This is a genomic window from Mediterranea sp. An20 (assembly GCF_002160055.1).
GTDB lineage: Bacteria > Bacteroidota > Bacteroidia > Bacteroidales > Bacteroidaceae > Bacteroides > Bacteroides avicola.
This window is the reverse complement of the sequence record NZ_NFJV01000005.1, coordinates 60,329-75,967: the sequence shown is the minus strand read 5'-3', so window position 1 is coordinate 75,967 and position 15,639 is coordinate 60,329. Positions and strand designations below refer to the sequence as shown.

Genomic DNA, 15,639 nt, shown 5'->3' with positions numbered 1-15,639 from the left:
GATGTATTTTGTTTCTGCAAAAGTACAAGGCTTGAAATTATCCGACAATACCCATTTTAAGGGATTTTGCATTCTCCATATACATCCTCCCCGACTCCAGTACCGGTTACGTAGAGTCTACCGGCACCCTGCAAAAAAGAATGGCTGAATCATCAGCCCATCAGGTACACTGCCCTGCGCCCCATAGCTTTCTTGACTACACTCACCAATATCCACGAGAAAGCAAATATCAGTAAGGCCGAGGCCGGTATCCGCAAGCATACGGGCAGGGCAAACGTCTGGATAATCTGGTAACACAGCCCTACGAAGAAATAATGTACCATGTAAATGCCAAAACCACAGAAAGTAAGGTTGGCTAACATTCTTCCAGCCTTCGATTCGGCCGGAAGAGAAACGTGCTTCAACAGCAGGAACCAAGCTGCAGACATGCAAGCCACGTTGATAGTATTATAGGTCCAGAACAATTCTATCATCTCCGGCGTCTTGTCTGGCAGCGACATGATGTAGCCATAGCCCAGATAAGTGACCAGGAAGCCTGCTACCAACAAGACCAGTGCCACGGGCCATGTCCGGCTCCAACTCCAGTTGACGTGATAACGCAGGTAATGCCCCAATAGCAGATAGCCATTGAAACCTGCAAAATAATAGAAAAGCCCAAAGGAGTTCCACGTACAGGTGCCGAAAGCATAAGTGCTGACAAACTGATGGAAGTAAGGCAGGAACGTGCTGAGTCCCCATAAGCCCAGAACCACCTGCATCTGCCGTTTCGTGGCACGCTCCACCCAAGCCGAGAAGATGGGCATATAGAGGTAGAGTCCTATCAGCATGTAAATGTACCACATGTGCTGCGCAATGAAACTGAACGTATAAGGAATGCGCAGGATATTGGCCAGACTGGATTGGAAAGACTGACTGTCGCTCTCTGCCCAGATGAAGCACGTATAGACAATGCTCTTGTCCAGCCCCAACAACCCCGTAATCCACGGGAAAAGGTAGTAGAGCACAGACCAAATCAGGAAGGGCCACAGCACACGCAGGATGCGTTTCTTGTAAAATGCCCCCATCGATTGACGGACAGGAAACATCAACGCTCCAGTTATCATCACAAACAACGGCACGCAAGGGCGCACAAAAGCCATCCAACGCTCACCCCACGTCAACATGGCAGGGTCTACGGGACCTCCCACATCGGCGTTGGCATAGGTAGCCGTAGCATAAAAAGGGTCTGCAGCATGGCAGCACAACAAAAAGAAAAAAGCAAACAGCCGGACCGCATCCAACCAAACGATTTGTTTCTTCATTTCAACATTTTTTTCTTGGTGACAAAGATAAGAATTCTAATTGAAACGCAATGTATCTTCAATCAACAGAAAAATCAGAAAAGGCATATCAAGTCTGTTGTTCACTTCCAGATAAAAAGAAAAGCTAATGCTGACGTACCAAATGCAAGCGATGGTCGATGCAAGGCGGTAATTCCTCTTCATAATGTGTCACCATCACCAAAGTTTTGTTTTGTCTGCGACAAAAGGCTTCAATAACCTGACGCGCCAACCAACGCCGTCCACTATCCAAACCGTGTAAAGGTTCGTCAAGAATAAGCAACTCCGGGTCTTTGACAAAAGCACGTGCCAACAGACAAAGGCGTTGTTCTCCGCTGCTGAGAGAAAGAAATGGCCGGTCCTGCAAAGCACTGACACCTAACGTATCCATCCACCACCGGCATACATCCAGCTCGTCTGCCTTAGGACGGCGATAAAGTCCGATGCTGTCGTGCAAACCACTGGCCACAATATCCACAGCCGGCAAATTTTTCTGATAAGCACGGTGCATTTCAGGGCTGACATAACCAATATGCCGCTTAATATCCCAAATGCTTTCCCCTGAACCGCGCTGACGTCCGAAAAGTCTGATATCACAAGCATACGACTGAGGGTTATCGGCACAGACAAGACTGAGAAGAGTAGACTTTCCGGCTCCGTTCTCTCCACTCAATGCCCAATGTTCTCCACGATGTACAGTCCAATCCAAATCTCTCAGAATAGTACGGTCATCGTAACGGATACTGACCCGGTTAAGCAGTATCACTTCTTCCGACATATAATCCGTATGCCTATAGGGCAACTCTGCAATACGCCTGAAAAGGTCTCTGTCTGCTGTTTCCGGTAATACCCGGCTGCATTGCCGATAGACTTCTGCGGGCAGTTTCTCTCCCACCCGTTTTCCTCCGACAGGAACTACATGAGTGATAAAAGACGGAATATCACGCTCTACAGAAAGTACCAGCACCAGTTGCAACGAACCGAGCGTAGAAAGCCGATTCAGCAAATCGGTCAACAAAGCACGGGCAGAAGCATCTAAGCCAATGAAGGGATTGTCCAGAATCAGCACCCGAGGCATGGTAAGTAAAGCCTTGGTCAATTGAAATTTGCGCAATTCACCACTGGAAAGAAGTATGACCCGCTTGTCCAGCAAAGGGCGCAGGCCGAACATATCGAAAAGGGTACATACCTCTTCCGTCTCTTCATAATTGCCCAGCAAATCGCGCACCAGCGGAGCTTCTTCCTGGTCGTGCGCATTCCACCGCTGCTGGTAATAATAGTTGGCATCGGCACTGCCATAAGTGTCACGAAAAGCAATATACCTGATGTTTTCATAAACAGTCTGCCTTTCCGAAGGACGGAAATCATAACAGACACTGCCACTGAGCAATGGATATCTGCCGGTCAGCAAGTCCACCAACAAGCTCTTGCCTGCACCGTTAGGTCCGACAATAGCCACGTGTTCAGCGGGCTTCAGTTCCAGGCTGACAGGAGCCTCCAATCTCACCTGAGGATTGCGTGCCACGGCATCGGTCAACGCGATAGTGTATCTTTGTTCAGTCATATCTATGGTTTGCTAAGTGCGCGCAAAGATACGGAGTAATCAGACAAAAGCAACAAAAAGACCAAAATAGTTCGCCGATTGCGTGAGATTGCCTATCTTTGCCCACCCCTAAGGCAAGCTTTAGGGAAGTCAACCAAGTATTAACCCATAATAAAAAAGAGGAGAAAACTATGCCCATGCATACATGGTTCGAATGCAAGATTCGATACGAGAAGACAATGGAGAACGGAATGAACAAGAAGGTGACGGAACCTTATCTGGTGGATGCCCTGAGCTTTACGGAAGCCGAAGCACGCATCATCGAAGAAATGACCCCGTTCATCACGGGCGAGTTCATCGTATCCGACATCAAACGTGCCAACTACAGCGAACTGTTCCCCTCGGACGAGGAAGCTGCCGACCGTTGGTTTAAATGCAAGCTGGTATTCATCACACTGGATGAAAAGAGCGGAGCCGAAAAAAAGACCTCTACACAAGTATTGGTACAGGCAGCAGACCTGCGCGATGCTGTAAAGAAACTGGATGAAGGCATGAAAGGCACGATGGCCGACTACCAGATAGCCTCTGTGGCCGAAACCGCCATCATGGATGTCTACCCCTTCAGTGCAGAGAAGGATGACAAGCCGGAGGTACAGTCATGAGCAGCATTGCCGACAACCTGAAACAAGTTTGGAACGAGCTACCCCAGGGAGTACGGCTGGTAGCTGTTTCCAAATTCCACCCGAACGAAGCCATACTGGAAGCTTACCGAACCGGACAACGCATCTTCGGCGAAAGTAAGGTACAGGAAATGACAGCCAAGCACGACAGCCTGCCACAGGACATTGAGTGGCACTTCATCGGACACCTGCAAACCAATAAGGTGAAGTACATAGCCTCGTACGTGTCGCTCATCCACGGCATCGACTCACTGCGCCTGCTGGTCGAGGTAGACAAGCAGGCTGCACGGGTGGGGCGCGTCATCGACTGCTTGTTGCAGATACACATCGCACAGGAGGAGACCAAGTTCGGCTTCACACCCGATGAATGTCGCGAACTGTTGGACGGAAAAGAATGGAAGAGTCTGACCCATGTCCGTCTTTGCGGACTGATGGGCATGGCTACCAATACCGGTAATTTAGCACAAGTGCGGCATGAGTTTGACTCACTGCACCAATTGTTCCGGGAAATACAGAACAATCAGATGAGCGGCACATCCTGGTTCAGCGAGCTGTCGATGGGCATGAGCCACGACTACCACGAAGCCATCGAAGCGGGAAGTACGCTGGTGCGCATAGGTACACACATCTTTGGCGAGAGAGACTACTCCGCTGCAAAATAACCCTGCGGGGCAGGACGATACGGCTGAACAAGCGCTCTCTCCTGCCCGCCATCTCTTGCACAAAAGCACAGAACCATAAAAACATACGACAAAAAGTCGGCATAATAAAGTTTTTAATTACCTTTGTGCTACTAAAACCAGAAGACTATGACTACAGATGAATTCTTCACGAGAGAAGAGAAAAAGCAACTCTTCGCCCTCTACCGCAAACTGCTGCAACTCTCGGGTGATACGCTGCAGAAGGAAGACTGCCGCAACCTGAAGCAGCACCTCATCCGTTCTATGCAGACCCGCCCCGCCCCGCGTGACGTGTTTGGGTTGAACCCCATTGTCAAAGATATGCAGACAGCCGTCATCGTGGCTGAAGAAATAGGTATGAGACGGGCCTCCATACTGGGTATCATGCTACACGACCCCGTGCGCTGCGGAGCCTGCACAGCTGAAGATGTAGGACGTGAATTCGGCGAGGACGTGGCAGGTATCATACGAGGACTCATCCGCGTGCAAGAGCTTTATACAAAAAGCCCCAGCATTGAATCGGAGAACTTCCGCAAGCTGCTTCTGTCGTTTGCCGAAGACATGCGCGTCATACTCATCATGATTGCCGACCGTGTCAACATCATGCGCCAAATAAAAGACGCAGCCGACGACGAGGCACGGCGCCGCGTAGCTAATGAAGCAGCCTACCTCTATGCTCCTTTGGCACACAAACTGGGACTGTACAAGCTGAAGTCTGAACTTGAAGATCTGTCGCTGAAATATACCGAGCACGATGTCTACTACCACATCAAAGACAAGCTTAACCAGACCAAGGCGGCACGCGACCAATACATAGCCCGCTTCATCGAGCCTATTCGACGCAAACTTGAAGAAGCCGGTCTGCACTTCCACATCAAAGGCCGCACCAAGTCCATACACTCCATCTATCAGAAGATGAAAAAGCAGAAATGCCCCTTCGAAGGAGTGTATGACCTGTTTGCCATACGTGTCATACTCGACTCGCCTCTCGATAAAGAAAAACAGGAGTGCTGGCAGGTTTACTCCATCGTCACCGACATGTACCAGCCCAACCCTAAACGGCTGCGCGACTGGCTCTCTGTGCCTAAGAGCAATGGCTACGAATCGCTGCATATCACCGTCATGGGGCCTGAAGGACGCTGGGTGGAGGTTCAGATACGCACCGAACGCATGGACGACATAGCAGAGCGCGGACTCGCCGCCCACTGGCGATACAAGGGTATCAAGGGAGAAACGGGTCTCGACGAATGGCTGACCTCCGTGCGCGAAGCTTTGGAGAACTCAGAAACTGACCTTGAAGCCATGGACCGCTTTAAGCTGGAGCTGTATGAGGATGAAGTATTTGTCTTCACCCCCAAGGGCGACCTCTTCAAGCTGCCCAAGGGAGCTACGGTGCTCGACTTCGCCTTCCATATACACACCTCGCTCGGATGCCGCTGCACAGGTGCCCGCGTCAACGGCAAGAACGTGCCCCTGCGCCATCGCCTCCAGAGCGGCGACCAGGTGGAAGTGATGACTTCGGCTACACAGACCCCCAAACAAGACTGGCTTGCTATCGTCACCACCTCGAAAGCACGCACGAAAATACGCCAGGCTCTCAAAGAAATGACTGCCCGGCAGACTGCTTTCGCCAAGGAAACTGTAGAACGGAAATTCCGCAACCGCAAACTGGACTACGATGAAAGCCTGATGATGCGCCTCATCAAGCGCATGGGCTACAAGGTGTCTACCGACTTCTACCAGGCCATAGCCGATGGTAGCCTCGATGTCAACGCCCTGCTTGACCAATATCAGGAGATGCAACGACGCGAAGCCGACACGCACGACACCATAAGCTATCGCAGTGCCGAAGGGTATAGTCTGCCAATGGCACAAGCCGATGAGGGAGGAACAAAGGAAGATGTGCTCGTCATCGACCAGAATCTGAAGGGATTAGACTACCGTCTGGCACGCTGCTGCAACCCTATTTACGGCGATGAGGTCTTCGGATTTGTCAGCGTCAACGGCGGCATCAACATCCACCGCACCGACTGCCCCAACGCTCCCGGCTTGCGCCAACGCTTCGGCTACCGCATTGTGCGTGCCCGCTGGGCAGGCAAGGCTGCAGGTGCCCAATATCCCATACGGCTCCGGGTGGTTGGACACGACGACATAGGCATCGTCACCAACATCACCTCCATTATCAACAAAGAAGAAGGCATTACCCTGCGCAGCATCAGCATCGACTCGCACGACGGGCTCTTCGGAGGTACCCTCACTGTCATGGTAGCCGACACCGGACGGCTTGAAGCTCTTCTGCGCAAACTACGCACTGTCAAAGGAGTCAAGCAGGTAGAACGAAGCTGACACAGAACGGGACGGTTCTCAAGCGGCTCTGCGTCTGTGATGAATTTAATATCCACGGCTATCAAGCTATTTGGTTTGCTTGAGCAATTATCCTATACAAGAAGGGAGGCAACTATTCAATAGATATGTATCTACCGGATAGCAGCCTCCCCTCTTTCTTTCACATTTTTCACATACCAAACCGACGAAAGTCCGAAAGAAATCCTATCTTTGCACCTGACTAACTAACAGAACCAACCCAATGGACCAACTCCAAGACATCAGGGACATGCTCCGCGACAACCGGGTAGACCGCGCCATCAGCGCCCTCAACGCCCTCATAACGGGTGACTTCCCTCATAAGGATCAAGCCTACTACTTGCGCGGCAACGCCCGACGCAAACAATCGGACTGGAAAGGCGCCCTCGACGACTACCAGCGTGCTACAGACCTCAACCCCCAAAGTCCTGCCGCCGAAGCACGGCGTGCCCTCATCGACATCCTGGAGTTCTATAACCGAGACATGTACAACCAATAATATAATAATGTAACAAGATTATGGCAAAGATAAAAGGAGCAATCGTGGTAGATACCGAACGCTGCAAAGGCTGCAACCTTTGCGCCGTGGCCTGCCCCCTACATGTGATAGCCCTCGCCAAAGAGGTCAATCTGAAAGGATATAACTACGCCCGACAGGCACTTGACGATACGTGCAACGGCTGCGCTTCGTGCGCCACCGTGTGCCCCGACGGCTGTATCAGCGTATATAAAATAAAAGTAGAATAAACAACAGCAATATGGATATGGCAGAAGAAGTAGTATTGATGAAAGGAAACGAAGCCATCGCCCACGCCGCCATCCGCTGCGGCGCCGACGGATATTTCGGTTATCCCATCACCCCCCAATCAGAAGTACTGGAAACCCTCGCCGAACTCAAACCCTGGGAGACCACCGGCATGGTCGTTCTCCAGGCCGAAAGCGAAGTGGCTTCCATCAACATGGTCTACGGCGGAGCCGGCAGCGGAAAAATGGTCATGACCTCCTCCTCCAGCCCCGGCGTCAGCCTCATGCAAGAAGGAGTCTCCTACTTGGCCGGAGCCGAACTGCCCTGCCTCATTGTCAACGTCATGCGTGGCGGACCCGGACTGGGTACCATACAACCCAGCCAAGCCGACTATTTCCAGACCACCAAAGGTGGTGGCCACGGCGACTACCGCCTCATCACCCTCGCACCTGCCTCTGTGCAAGAGATGGCCGATTTTGTGGGGCTTGCCTTTGACCTTGCTTTCAAGTACCGCAATCCCGCCGTCATTCTCGCCGACGGTGTTATCGGACAAATGATGGAAAAGGTCGTACTCCCTCCCCAACGACCCCGCCGCACCGAGGAGGAAATCATCGCCCAATGCCCTTGGGCCACTACCGGCCGCGCCCACGGACGACGCCCCAACATCATCACTTCCCTCGAACTCCGACCCGAAGCCATGGAAGTAAACAACCTCCGCTTTCAGGCCAAATACAAACAGATTGAAGAGAATGAAGTGCGCTTCGAGGAAATACAATGCGATGATGCCGATTATCTCATCGTAGCTTTCGGTTCTATGGCACGCATCGGACAGAAGGCTATGGAACTGGCCCGTGAGCAAGGCATACGTGTAGGCATCCTGCGTCCCATCACCCTTTGGCCTTTCCCCACACATGCCATTGCCAGACTGGCCGACCGCGTGAAAGGCATACTCGTCACCGAGCTTAACGCCGGACAGATGGTGGAGGACGTTCGCCTGGCCGTCGACGGGAAAGTCAAGGTAGAACACTTCGGACGCCTTGGAGGAATCGTCCCCGACCCCGACGAAATAGTAGAAGCTCTCCAGTCGAAAATCTGCCAATAAAGCCAAAGACATGGATACCGACAAGATAAGAAACATTCTGAACCTCTGCTTCATGCTGCTCGCCCTGCTCGCTGTCATCTTCTACTTCACGAAGACCGATGACCAGCGATTCTTCCTCTACACCTGCGGGGCAGCCATCGTAGTGAAGATTGCCGAATGCTTCATACGTTTCACCAAAAGATAAGGAACCGAGATATGACCAAAGAAGATATCATCAAACCCGAAAACCTGGTTTACAAGAAACCGACACTGATGAACGACAACCCCATGCACTACTGCCCGGGATGCAGCCACGGCGTGGTACACAAACTCATAGCCGAAGTCATTGAAGAAATGGGCATGGAAGATAAAGCTATCGGCATTTCGCCCGTGGGCTGTGCTGTCTTCATCTACAATTACCTCGACATCGACTGGCAAGAAGCTGCCCACGGACGGGCTCCTGCACTGGCCACTGCCATCAAACGTCTCTGGCCAGACCGGCTTGTATTCACCTATCAGGGCGACGGCGACCTGGCATGCATAGGTACCGGCGAAACCATCCATGCCCTGAACCGTGGCGAGAACATTACCATCATCTTCATCAACAACGCCATCTACGGCATGACCGGTGGACAGATGGCCCCCACAACCCTCGTGGGACAAAAGACCTCCACTTGTCCTTATGGCCGCGATGTCCATCTGCACGGCTACCCGCTGAAGATAGCCGACTTGGCAGCCCAGCTCGAAGGAACCGCCTATGTCACCCGTCAGAGTGTGCAATCTGTCCCTGCCATCCGCCGCGCCAAGAAAGCCATCCGCAAGGCTTTCGAGAATTCCATGGCTGGCAAGGGGAGTAATCTGGTAGAAATCGTATCAACCTGCAACTCCGGTTGGAAGATGTCACCCGAAAAAGCCAACAAGTGGATGGAAGAGCACATGTTCCCCTTCTATCCATTGGGCGACTTAAAGGATAAATAACGTGTTAAAAACAGCAACGACAATGAAAGAAGAAATTATCATAGCAGGTTTCGGCGGACAAGGCGTCCTCTCCATGGGCAAAATTCTGGCCTATTCCGGTCTGATGGAAGGCAAAGAAGTGACTTGGATGCCCGCCTACGGTCCCGAACAGCGCGGTGGTACAGCCAACGTGACTGTCATCATCAGCGACGAAAGAATCTCCTCACCCATTCTCAGCAAATACGATGTAGCCATCATCCTGAACCAGCCTTCGCTGGAAAAGTTCGAGAGCAAAGTAAAGCCGGGCGGCATCATCATCTATGACGGTTACGGCATCATCAATCCGCCTACCCGCAAAGACATCCTGGTCTATCGCATTGATGCCATGGATGCAGCCAACGAGATGAACAACAGCAAGGCTTTCAACATGATTGTATTAGGCGGTCTGCTGAAAGTAAAACCCATGGTATCTTTGGAAAATGTCATCAAAGGCTTGAAAAAGACACTGCCCGAACGGCATCATCACTTGATTCCGATGAATGAGGAAGCCATCAGACGGGGCATGGATCTGATACAGCTTATGTAAGGCATCCTTGTCACCAACTTACACAAACGGCCGCTTGTTACTGATATACAGGCGGCTGTTCTTTTATCCATACCCGCATCCACATTCTAAAAGAGCATAAAAAAGATTGAATCGGGCAAGCTAATCATTATTTTCCTTATCTTTGCGTCCGATTATGAGACGAATTTTACTGACATATATACTCTTATCCGTCATCGGCCTGCTGAACATACAGGCCCAGGTAGCAACGAACACCCTCAACCAGGACGGAACCATGCGCGACCAGTATGGCAACCAGATAGACCCGGCTACCCAGCCCGACAATCTGGACAGCACTCATGTGGATATACAAAGCCTGCCACCTAAACTCTATATGTGGACCATAAGCGAAACATTGGGAGAGCGCACTATCATACCGGCTGATACAGCCAGCCTGAATTTCCAAAGTACCAACCTGGTAGAAGGAATGCAGGGACACTACAATTACCTGGGCAATTTAGGAGCTCCCCGTCAGTCACGGCTGTTCTTCGAACGGAGAAACGACTACCCCACCATATTCATTGCTCCGCTCTCTTTCTTCTATTTCCGTCCGGACCAATTCAAATTTACCAACAGTAATGTGCCTTTCACCAACCTGACTTACTACAAGGCCGGCAGCAGAATCAACGGAGAAGACCGCTTCAAGTCTTATTTCTCGGTAAATGCCAACAAACGATTGGCTTTCGGCTTCAATATCGACTACCTGTATGGACGTGGCTATTATTCCAACCAAGCTACCTCCCACTTCAATGCCGGAATCTTCGCCAGCTACATAGGTGAAAAATATCAAATGCATGCCGCCTATAACAACTTCTTTTTCAAGATGAACGAAAATGGAGGCATCACAGACGACCGCTACATCACCCGTCCTGAAGAAATGGAAGATGTAGGCGGCAACCAATATATTCCAGTACGTTTAGAAGAAACCTCTAACCGTAATCACGATTTTTTTGTTTATCTCACCCACCGATACAGGTTAGGATTTCACCGCGAAGTCACCAAAATAGAAGAGACACAAGATCCTGTAGCACGCCGGAAAGCCGAACGGGACAGCACTGCAATTCCCAAAGACACACTTATCGTAGAAGAGTTCGTGCCTGTGACAAGCTTTATACATACATTCAAAATAGAACGTTCGAACCACCGTTTCCGGTCGGGAAGCGAACCAACCGGTGCTGATGCCATATACGACAATACATATCTGCAAGAAGGATTCAGCAGGGATTCCACCCTCGCGCTAAGCGTAAAAAACGTGTTGGGCATTTCGCTGCTGGAGGGATTCAACAAATATGCCAAAGCCGGACTGACAGCTTACATTTCGCATAAGTTCAGCCGCTACACATTGATGAATATGGACACGACCATAGCCAATCCACGCCCTGTACACTACGATGAACAAGAAGTGTTCGTGGGGGGAGAGCTATCCAAGCGTCAAGGAAAATTGCTGCATTACAATGTCAACGGAGAAATCGGTTTGGCAGGAGAGGCCATCGGCCAATTCAAAGTAAATGGAGATATAAACTTGAACTTTCGCTTAGGAAAAGATACTGTCAACTTTTATGCACGCGGACATGTAAGTAATCTGTTGCCCTCATTCTACATGAGACACTATCATTCCAACCATTTTACATGGGACAATGATGATATGAAAAAAGAATTCCGCACAGGTGTAGAAGGTGAACTGAATATTGACCGCTGGGGCACAAACCTGCGTGCTGGCATGGAGAACATCAAAAACTATACCTATTTTGACCAGAACGCGTTACCGGCACAACACAGTGGAAGCGTACAGGTACTCTCAGCCACATTGAACCAGAACTTCAAATTAGGCATCTTCCACCTGGACAATGAAATAACCTGGCAAAAAACCAGCAATGCCAGCATTCTTCCTCTCCCGGACTTTTCACTCTATCATAATTTCTACCTGCTGACCAAACTGGTAAAAGTACTGACTGTCCAACTGGGTGCCGATGTACGATATTTCACTTCTTACAATGCTCCCGCCTATATGCCTGCTACCCAGCAATTCCATCTCCAACCGGAAGATGACCAGGTAAAAATCGGCGGTTACCCCATCGTAAATGCCTATCTCAACATCCATTTGAAACGTACACGCATCTTTGTCATGATGTATCACGTAAATGCCGGTATGGGTAACAGACAATCGTTTTTGGTGCCGCACTATCCGATTAACCCCCGTCTGTTAAAGATTGGAATTTCTTGGAATTTCTACGATTAATTAAGTGATACCGAACAGACCTTATGAAAACCTACCTCAAAAAGCATCAGTCATGGGTTTATGCAGGAATCAGTGTCATCGGACTATTCGTACTCCTGATAGCCACCTTTACTTTCAGACAACCCGGCGAAAGAAGCAAGAACCGAACCAGAGACTACGCCGAAATAGTTGCGTCAGACACAATCCGGGCTACCACGGAATACAATTCCATCAGCTATTTTGTAGAAGGTGACACGATGGCCGGTTTCAATTATGAATTACTGCAGGCTTTTTCACGCGATCACCACCTGAAGGCTGACATTCACCCCCAGATGGCTTTCGACAAATGCCTGGAAGGACTTGCACAAGGAAGATATGACATCATAGCCAATGGAATTCTGGGCACCAGTGAATTAAAAGATTCATTGCTTCTTACTGTCCCCATAGCCCTGAGTCGCCAGGTGCTGGTGCAGCGCAAACCCGTATCGGAACAAGACACCATGTATATAGAAAGCCTGTTGGACTTGGGTGGAAAAACGGTGCATGTAGTCAAGGATTCGCCCTGCATCCTACGTATCCGTAATATAGAGGACGAGATTGGCGATACGATTTACATAAAGGAAATAGAGAAATATGGTGCCGAACAGCTGATTTCTCTGGTTGCCTATGGCGACATCGACTATGCCGTATGCGAAGAAAACATAGCTGAAATCGTAGCCGATAGCATACCTCAAATTGACATCAGCACTGCCATAAGTTTCACCCAATTCTACTGCTGGGCAGTCAGCAAGAACTCACCGGTCCTGCTGGACACACTTAATACCTGGATAGAACAATTCAAAAAGGGAAAAGAATACAAAAAGATTTACCGCAAATACTATAAGTAACTTTCCTCTTCAAGATTAAGGACTACACAGCCCAAGTTAAAGGTCAACGCCAACAGGATAAACGAATCCATAGAAGATTAAAATGAAAGATCACTTCTTCCCTTCTTATGGAGTAGGAAGTGACCTTATTGTATGAGTTTTTCCGTCAACGGCACATAATACTCCCGCACTTCTTCTGCCGTAGGTGTATGCCCGCCGGGAAAGTGATGAGCGTGCGTATAGTATTGCAGGAACAGCGGTTCAAAGTGTGCCAGATGGTCATTTTCGCCAAACAATCCCCAGATGCGGTCATTCTGTTCCGTTCGGAAATTGTCCCACTGATGGGCTTGTACCTCGGCAAATTCGTCTATCAGCGGTTGGTCTATCACGAAATGTTGCCGTCCGTTTGCCCGTGGGGATTTGTATTCATGCACTCCGATTCGTTTAATGAGAAAGCGGGTCATTTCCAAGTAAGGATTGCCCAATAGAGCAGGTATTCCCAAACGTGATGCCACTATCTGTGCTAAGAATGCTCCATTGCTGTTGCCAACCAGCACGCATGGCTTTTCCTGTTTGCAGATGTCCTCAATAAATGCAAGTGCTTCATTCGGGTGCAAAGGAAGGTCGGGCGTGAGGACTTCTGCCTTGCCCGCAAATGCTTGCCTCAATGCTTGGGCAGGTATACAACAGCCTGATGCGAAGAAGCCGTGCAGAAAAAGTATTTTCCTTGCCATTATTGTCCGTTTGTTATATTTGTTATAATTTCCCAGTGCCCGTCTTTGTCCGAGCCGATACGTTTGATTATCGTTCCATTCAATTTTTTGATGTGGCGTGCTACGATAGCCCGACCAATGTCCAGTGTTTTGGCGTATTCATCGTAGGTATATTCCGGATGTGCCTTAATCAAGGCAATAAACCGCATTGCAGTATCATTTACAGTATCACTTTCATCGTTTACAGTATCATTTATGCTTTGCTGATACTGTAAAACCCGGCTTTCAAGGTTGGTGATATGCTGGGCAAGCATGACATCTTGAATAATCGTGCTGTCTTCTTGCTCTCGGCTATCAATCAAGGCTTGAATATATTCACCTTTAGCATCTTTCGTTACAATTACAATGGACGGGATAAGACCCAGCTGTCGTTGTATGATGTTCATCAGAAGCCTTGTGGTGCGCCCATTGCCATCCACCCACGAATGAATGGTTACCAGACGAAAATGAGCTTCAAAGCTCAGACGATAGCAGGCTGCTGCATTATTTTTATCCACAGAAGCAAGTGCATCGTTTAACCATTGGCAGAAATCAGCGGTGGCTTGTGGAACTTTCTGAAATGCCATATAACTTCTTCCTCCAATGCCTGCACTTACGTTGCATCGACGCAACTCGCCTTTTGAGGAATCAAAGTTGCCGCCCAATGTGGAGTATTCAGAGTCCATACGCCGCATAACCTTAGCTGACAACTCACATAAAAAATCGACTGTATAGGGCTTGGATGTTTTTACCCATTCAAAACCGAAAAGATAAGCGTTTTTAAGGTCCACATTCATCATCTGCTCAACAAGACTTCTGCCTTTGGCTACAATACCTTCATCGAACAACAATTGATTTTCCACCTCCGTTACAGTAGAGCCTTCAATGGCGGTTGAGTGCGTGATAAGCGAATAGAGGTAGAATTTCTCATAATCCACCTGTTGCTCAATCCCCGAAGCAGCGTATCGGTTGATGGTTTCTATCAGTTTTTTATCAATATCTTTCATTTCTTACTTTCCTTTCAATTACTTCTGCTCTTTCTCAAAGATTTACAAGAAATATGTGTCATTATTGGGAAACTGTCGATTACCTTAAACAATTTCGGTGCGATACCCAAAATCAACCACTCGTCTTCTGTATTTAGAAATGCACACGCTGAGTGCATACCGTCTTTCAAGTCACAGGTATTTATCTTCGGTTCTAAAGTCTTTGATTCATTGGCAGAAATAAGTTTTTTATATCTTTAATTGTTATTTATTAGTTTATATTTTATAATTCAGGCATCTCTTGAATAATCTCACCATTAAGAAGTTTTCCATTGTCATGTTTATTGCGCTTAATACCGTCGGCACCCCATGTTCCCCACTGCTTAAAGAAGAATCGTATCCCTTGTTCCTCCACTTGTTTGCGGATATTAAGCACCCACGATTCTTGCATTGGACGCGCTTGTGGACCGCTTTCTCCACCAACAATGACCCAATCAATTCCATCCAAATCAATTTCGCCAAGATCTTCCACTAATGGTTCACATGAAAGGAATTTGACTGTGGCTTGTAAATTGCGCAGGCAATCTATTCTGGAACGATTTTTTTTGCCTCTACCGTGACACCAAGCCAAACATTTTCTGGTATGTCATGTGTCGCAAAATATTCAGCCATTCGTTCCGCTCTTTTTGTAAGAATCTGGTATCGATGTTGAGGCGTTTTCTTAATTACAGTGAATATTTTATCAAAAGCGTCGAGTTTCTCTTCCGTCCATGTTCCACCCCAATTCTTTTGAGGTTCGCAAACCATCAAATCGTTCTTTTCTGGTAACTTGTATTCTTTAAGT

15 protein-coding genes and 1 pseudogene are annotated in these 15,639 nt (G+C 48.9%); 11 read left to right on the top strand and 5 right to left on the bottom strand.

Features of this window, described 5'->3' with window-relative positions; genetic code table 11:
- Positions 1-152: 152 nt before the first annotated feature.
- Both B5F34_RS04565 and B5F34_RS04560 read right to left on the bottom strand, forming a co-directional pair.
- Entirely contained in the window at positions 153-1,301 is a 1,149-nt protein-coding gene (locus B5F34_RS04565) for an acyltransferase (protein ID WP_087335534.1), read from the bottom strand.
- Positions 1,302-1,425: 124 nt separating this feature from the next.
- Positions 1,426-2,883, bottom strand: a complete 1,458-nt coding sequence (locus B5F34_RS04560) for an ATP-binding cassette domain-containing protein (RefSeq protein ID WP_087335532.1) — start codon at positions 2,881-2,883, stop codon at positions 1,426-1,428.
- A gap of 170 nt (positions 2,884-3,053) precedes the next feature.
- Here B5F34_RS04560 and B5F34_RS04555 point away from each other — a divergent pair, with 170 nt between their 5' ends.
- From B5F34_RS04555 to B5F34_RS04505, 11 genes are all read left to right on the top strand, one after another.
- A complete protein-coding gene (locus B5F34_RS04555; protein WP_087335530.1) occupies positions 3,054-3,524 on the top strand; it encodes a DUF4494 domain-containing protein in 471 nt (156 codons plus the stop codon).
- Positions 3,521-4,204 carry a YggS family pyridoxal phosphate-dependent enzyme gene (locus B5F34_RS04550; RefSeq protein ID WP_087335528.1) on the top strand — a complete coding sequence of 228 codons (684 nt, stop codon included), beginning with the start codon at positions 3,521-3,523 and terminating at the stop codon, positions 4,202-4,204. The genes B5F34_RS04555 and B5F34_RS04550 overlap by 4 nt, the downstream gene beginning before the upstream one ends.
- Positions 4,205-4,351: 147 nt before the next feature.
- The gene (locus tag B5F34_RS04545) at positions 4,352-6,568 is read left to right on the top strand and encodes a RelA/SpoT family protein (protein WP_087335526.1); all 2,217 of its coding nucleotides are present in this window, start codon (positions 4,352-4,354) and stop codon (positions 6,566-6,568) included.
- Between the two features lie 241 nt (positions 6,569-6,809).
- Positions 6,810-7,085, top strand: coding sequence for a tetratricopeptide repeat protein (locus B5F34_RS04540; protein ID WP_087335524.1), 276 nt, complete (start codon positions 6,810-6,812; stop codon positions 7,083-7,085).
- Positions 7,086-7,105: 20 nt separating this feature from the next.
- On the top strand, positions 7,106-7,333 hold the full coding sequence (locus B5F34_RS04535) for a ferredoxin family protein (RefSeq protein ID WP_087335522.1): 228 nt from the start codon (positions 7,106-7,108) through the stop codon (positions 7,331-7,333).
- A gap of 17 nt (positions 7,334-7,350) precedes the next feature.
- Entirely contained in the window at positions 7,351-8,433 is a 1,083-nt protein-coding gene (locus B5F34_RS04530; protein ID WP_087335654.1) for a 3-methyl-2-oxobutanoate dehydrogenase subunit VorB, read from the top strand.
- 10 nt (positions 8,434-8,443) lie between these two features.
- Complete coding sequence (locus tag B5F34_RS17705; RefSeq protein WP_087335521.1) at positions 8,444-8,617, top strand: hypothetical protein; 174 nt, start codon at positions 8,444-8,446, stop codon at positions 8,615-8,617.
- An 11-nt stretch (positions 8,618-8,628) separates the two neighbouring features.
- On the top strand, positions 8,629-9,390 hold the full coding sequence (locus tag B5F34_RS04520) for a thiamine pyrophosphate-dependent enzyme (protein ID WP_087335518.1): 762 nt from the start codon (positions 8,629-8,631) through the stop codon (positions 9,388-9,390).
- Positions 9,391-9,412: 22 nt separating this feature from the next.
- Entirely contained in the window at positions 9,413-9,955 is a 543-nt protein-coding gene (locus B5F34_RS04515) for a 2-oxoacid:acceptor oxidoreductase family protein (RefSeq protein WP_087335516.1), read from the top strand.
- Positions 9,956-10,109: 154 nt separating this feature from the next.
- The gene (locus tag B5F34_RS04510) at positions 10,110-12,212 is read left to right on the top strand and encodes a putative porin (protein WP_087335514.1); all 2,103 of its coding nucleotides are present in this window, start codon (positions 10,110-10,112) and stop codon (positions 12,210-12,212) included.
- A gap of 23 nt (positions 12,213-12,235) precedes the next feature.
- Positions 12,236-13,078 carry a transporter substrate-binding domain-containing protein gene (locus tag B5F34_RS04505; protein WP_087335512.1) on the top strand — a complete coding sequence of 281 codons (843 nt, stop codon included), beginning with the start codon at positions 12,236-12,238 and terminating at the stop codon, positions 13,076-13,078.
- Between the two features lie 125 nt (positions 13,079-13,203).
- On the opposite strand, the gene B5F34_RS04500 is transcribed toward B5F34_RS04505, so the two are convergent.
- The 3 genes and pseudogenes from B5F34_RS04500 to B5F34_RS04490 all read right to left on the bottom strand — a co-directional run bounded on the left by B5F34_RS04500 (position 13,204) and on the right by B5F34_RS04490 (position 15,602).
- Positions 13,204-13,791 carry a YqiA/YcfP family alpha/beta fold hydrolase gene (locus B5F34_RS04500; protein ID WP_087335510.1) on the bottom strand — a complete coding sequence of 196 codons (588 nt, stop codon included), beginning with the start codon at positions 13,789-13,791 and terminating at the stop codon, positions 13,204-13,206.
- Positions 13,791-14,816 (bottom strand): Fic family protein, encoded by a 1,026-nt coding sequence (locus B5F34_RS04495; RefSeq protein WP_087335508.1) that lies wholly within the window; start codon positions 14,814-14,816, stop codon positions 13,791-13,793. Before B5F34_RS04495 ends, B5F34_RS04500 begins: the two co-directional genes overlap by 1 nt.
- Before the next feature lie 262 nt (positions 14,817-15,078).
- Positions 15,079-15,602: pseudogene (locus B5F34_RS04490) on the bottom strand (DUF5131 family protein).
- Positions 15,603-15,639 lie beyond the last annotated feature (37 nt).

Coding starts and splice junctions, on each gene's coding strand:
- B5F34_RS04545 (WP_087335526.1), top strand. CDS start 4,352: ATGACTACAGATGAATTCTTCACGAGAGAAGAGAAAAAGCAACTCTTC.
- B5F34_RS04515 (WP_087335516.1), top strand. CDS start 9,413: ATGAAAGAAGAAATTATCATAGCAGGTTTCGGCGGACAAGGCGTCCTC.
- B5F34_RS04495 (WP_087335508.1), bottom strand. CDS start 14,816: ATGAAAGATATTGATAAAAAACTGATAGAAACCATCAACCGATACGCT.
- B5F34_RS04540 (WP_087335524.1), top strand. CDS start 6,810: ATGGACCAACTCCAAGACATCAGGGACATGCTCCGCGACAACCGGGTA.
- B5F34_RS04520 (WP_087335518.1), top strand. CDS start 8,629: ATGACCAAAGAAGATATCATCAAACCCGAAAACCTGGTTTACAAGAAA.
- B5F34_RS04530 (WP_087335654.1), top strand. CDS start 7,351: ATGGCAGAAGAAGTAGTATTGATGAAAGGAAACGAAGCCATCGCCCAC.
- B5F34_RS04535 (WP_087335522.1), top strand. CDS start 7,106: ATGGCAAAGATAAAAGGAGCAATCGTGGTAGATACCGAACGCTGCAAA.
- B5F34_RS17705 (WP_087335521.1), top strand. CDS start 8,444: ATGGATACCGACAAGATAAGAAACATTCTGAACCTCTGCTTCATGCTG.
- B5F34_RS04560 (WP_087335532.1), bottom strand. CDS start 2,883: ATGACTGAACAAAGATACACTATCGCGTTGACCGATGCCGTGGCACGC.
- B5F34_RS04510 (WP_087335514.1), top strand. CDS start 10,110: ATGAGACGAATTTTACTGACATATATACTCTTATCCGTCATCGGCCTG.
- B5F34_RS04555 (WP_087335530.1), top strand. CDS start 3,054: ATGCCCATGCATACATGGTTCGAATGCAAGATTCGATACGAGAAGACA.
- B5F34_RS04500 (WP_087335510.1), bottom strand. CDS start 13,791: ATGGCAAGGAAAATACTTTTTCTGCACGGCTTCTTCGCATCAGGCTGT.
- B5F34_RS04550 (WP_087335528.1), top strand. CDS start 3,521: ATGAGCAGCATTGCCGACAACCTGAAACAAGTTTGGAACGAGCTACCC.
- B5F34_RS04505 (WP_087335512.1), top strand. CDS start 12,236: ATGAAAACCTACCTCAAAAAGCATCAGTCATGGGTTTATGCAGGAATC.
- B5F34_RS04565 (WP_087335534.1), bottom strand. CDS start 1,301: ATGAAGAAACAAATCGTTTGGTTGGATGCGGTCCGGCTGTTTGCTTTT.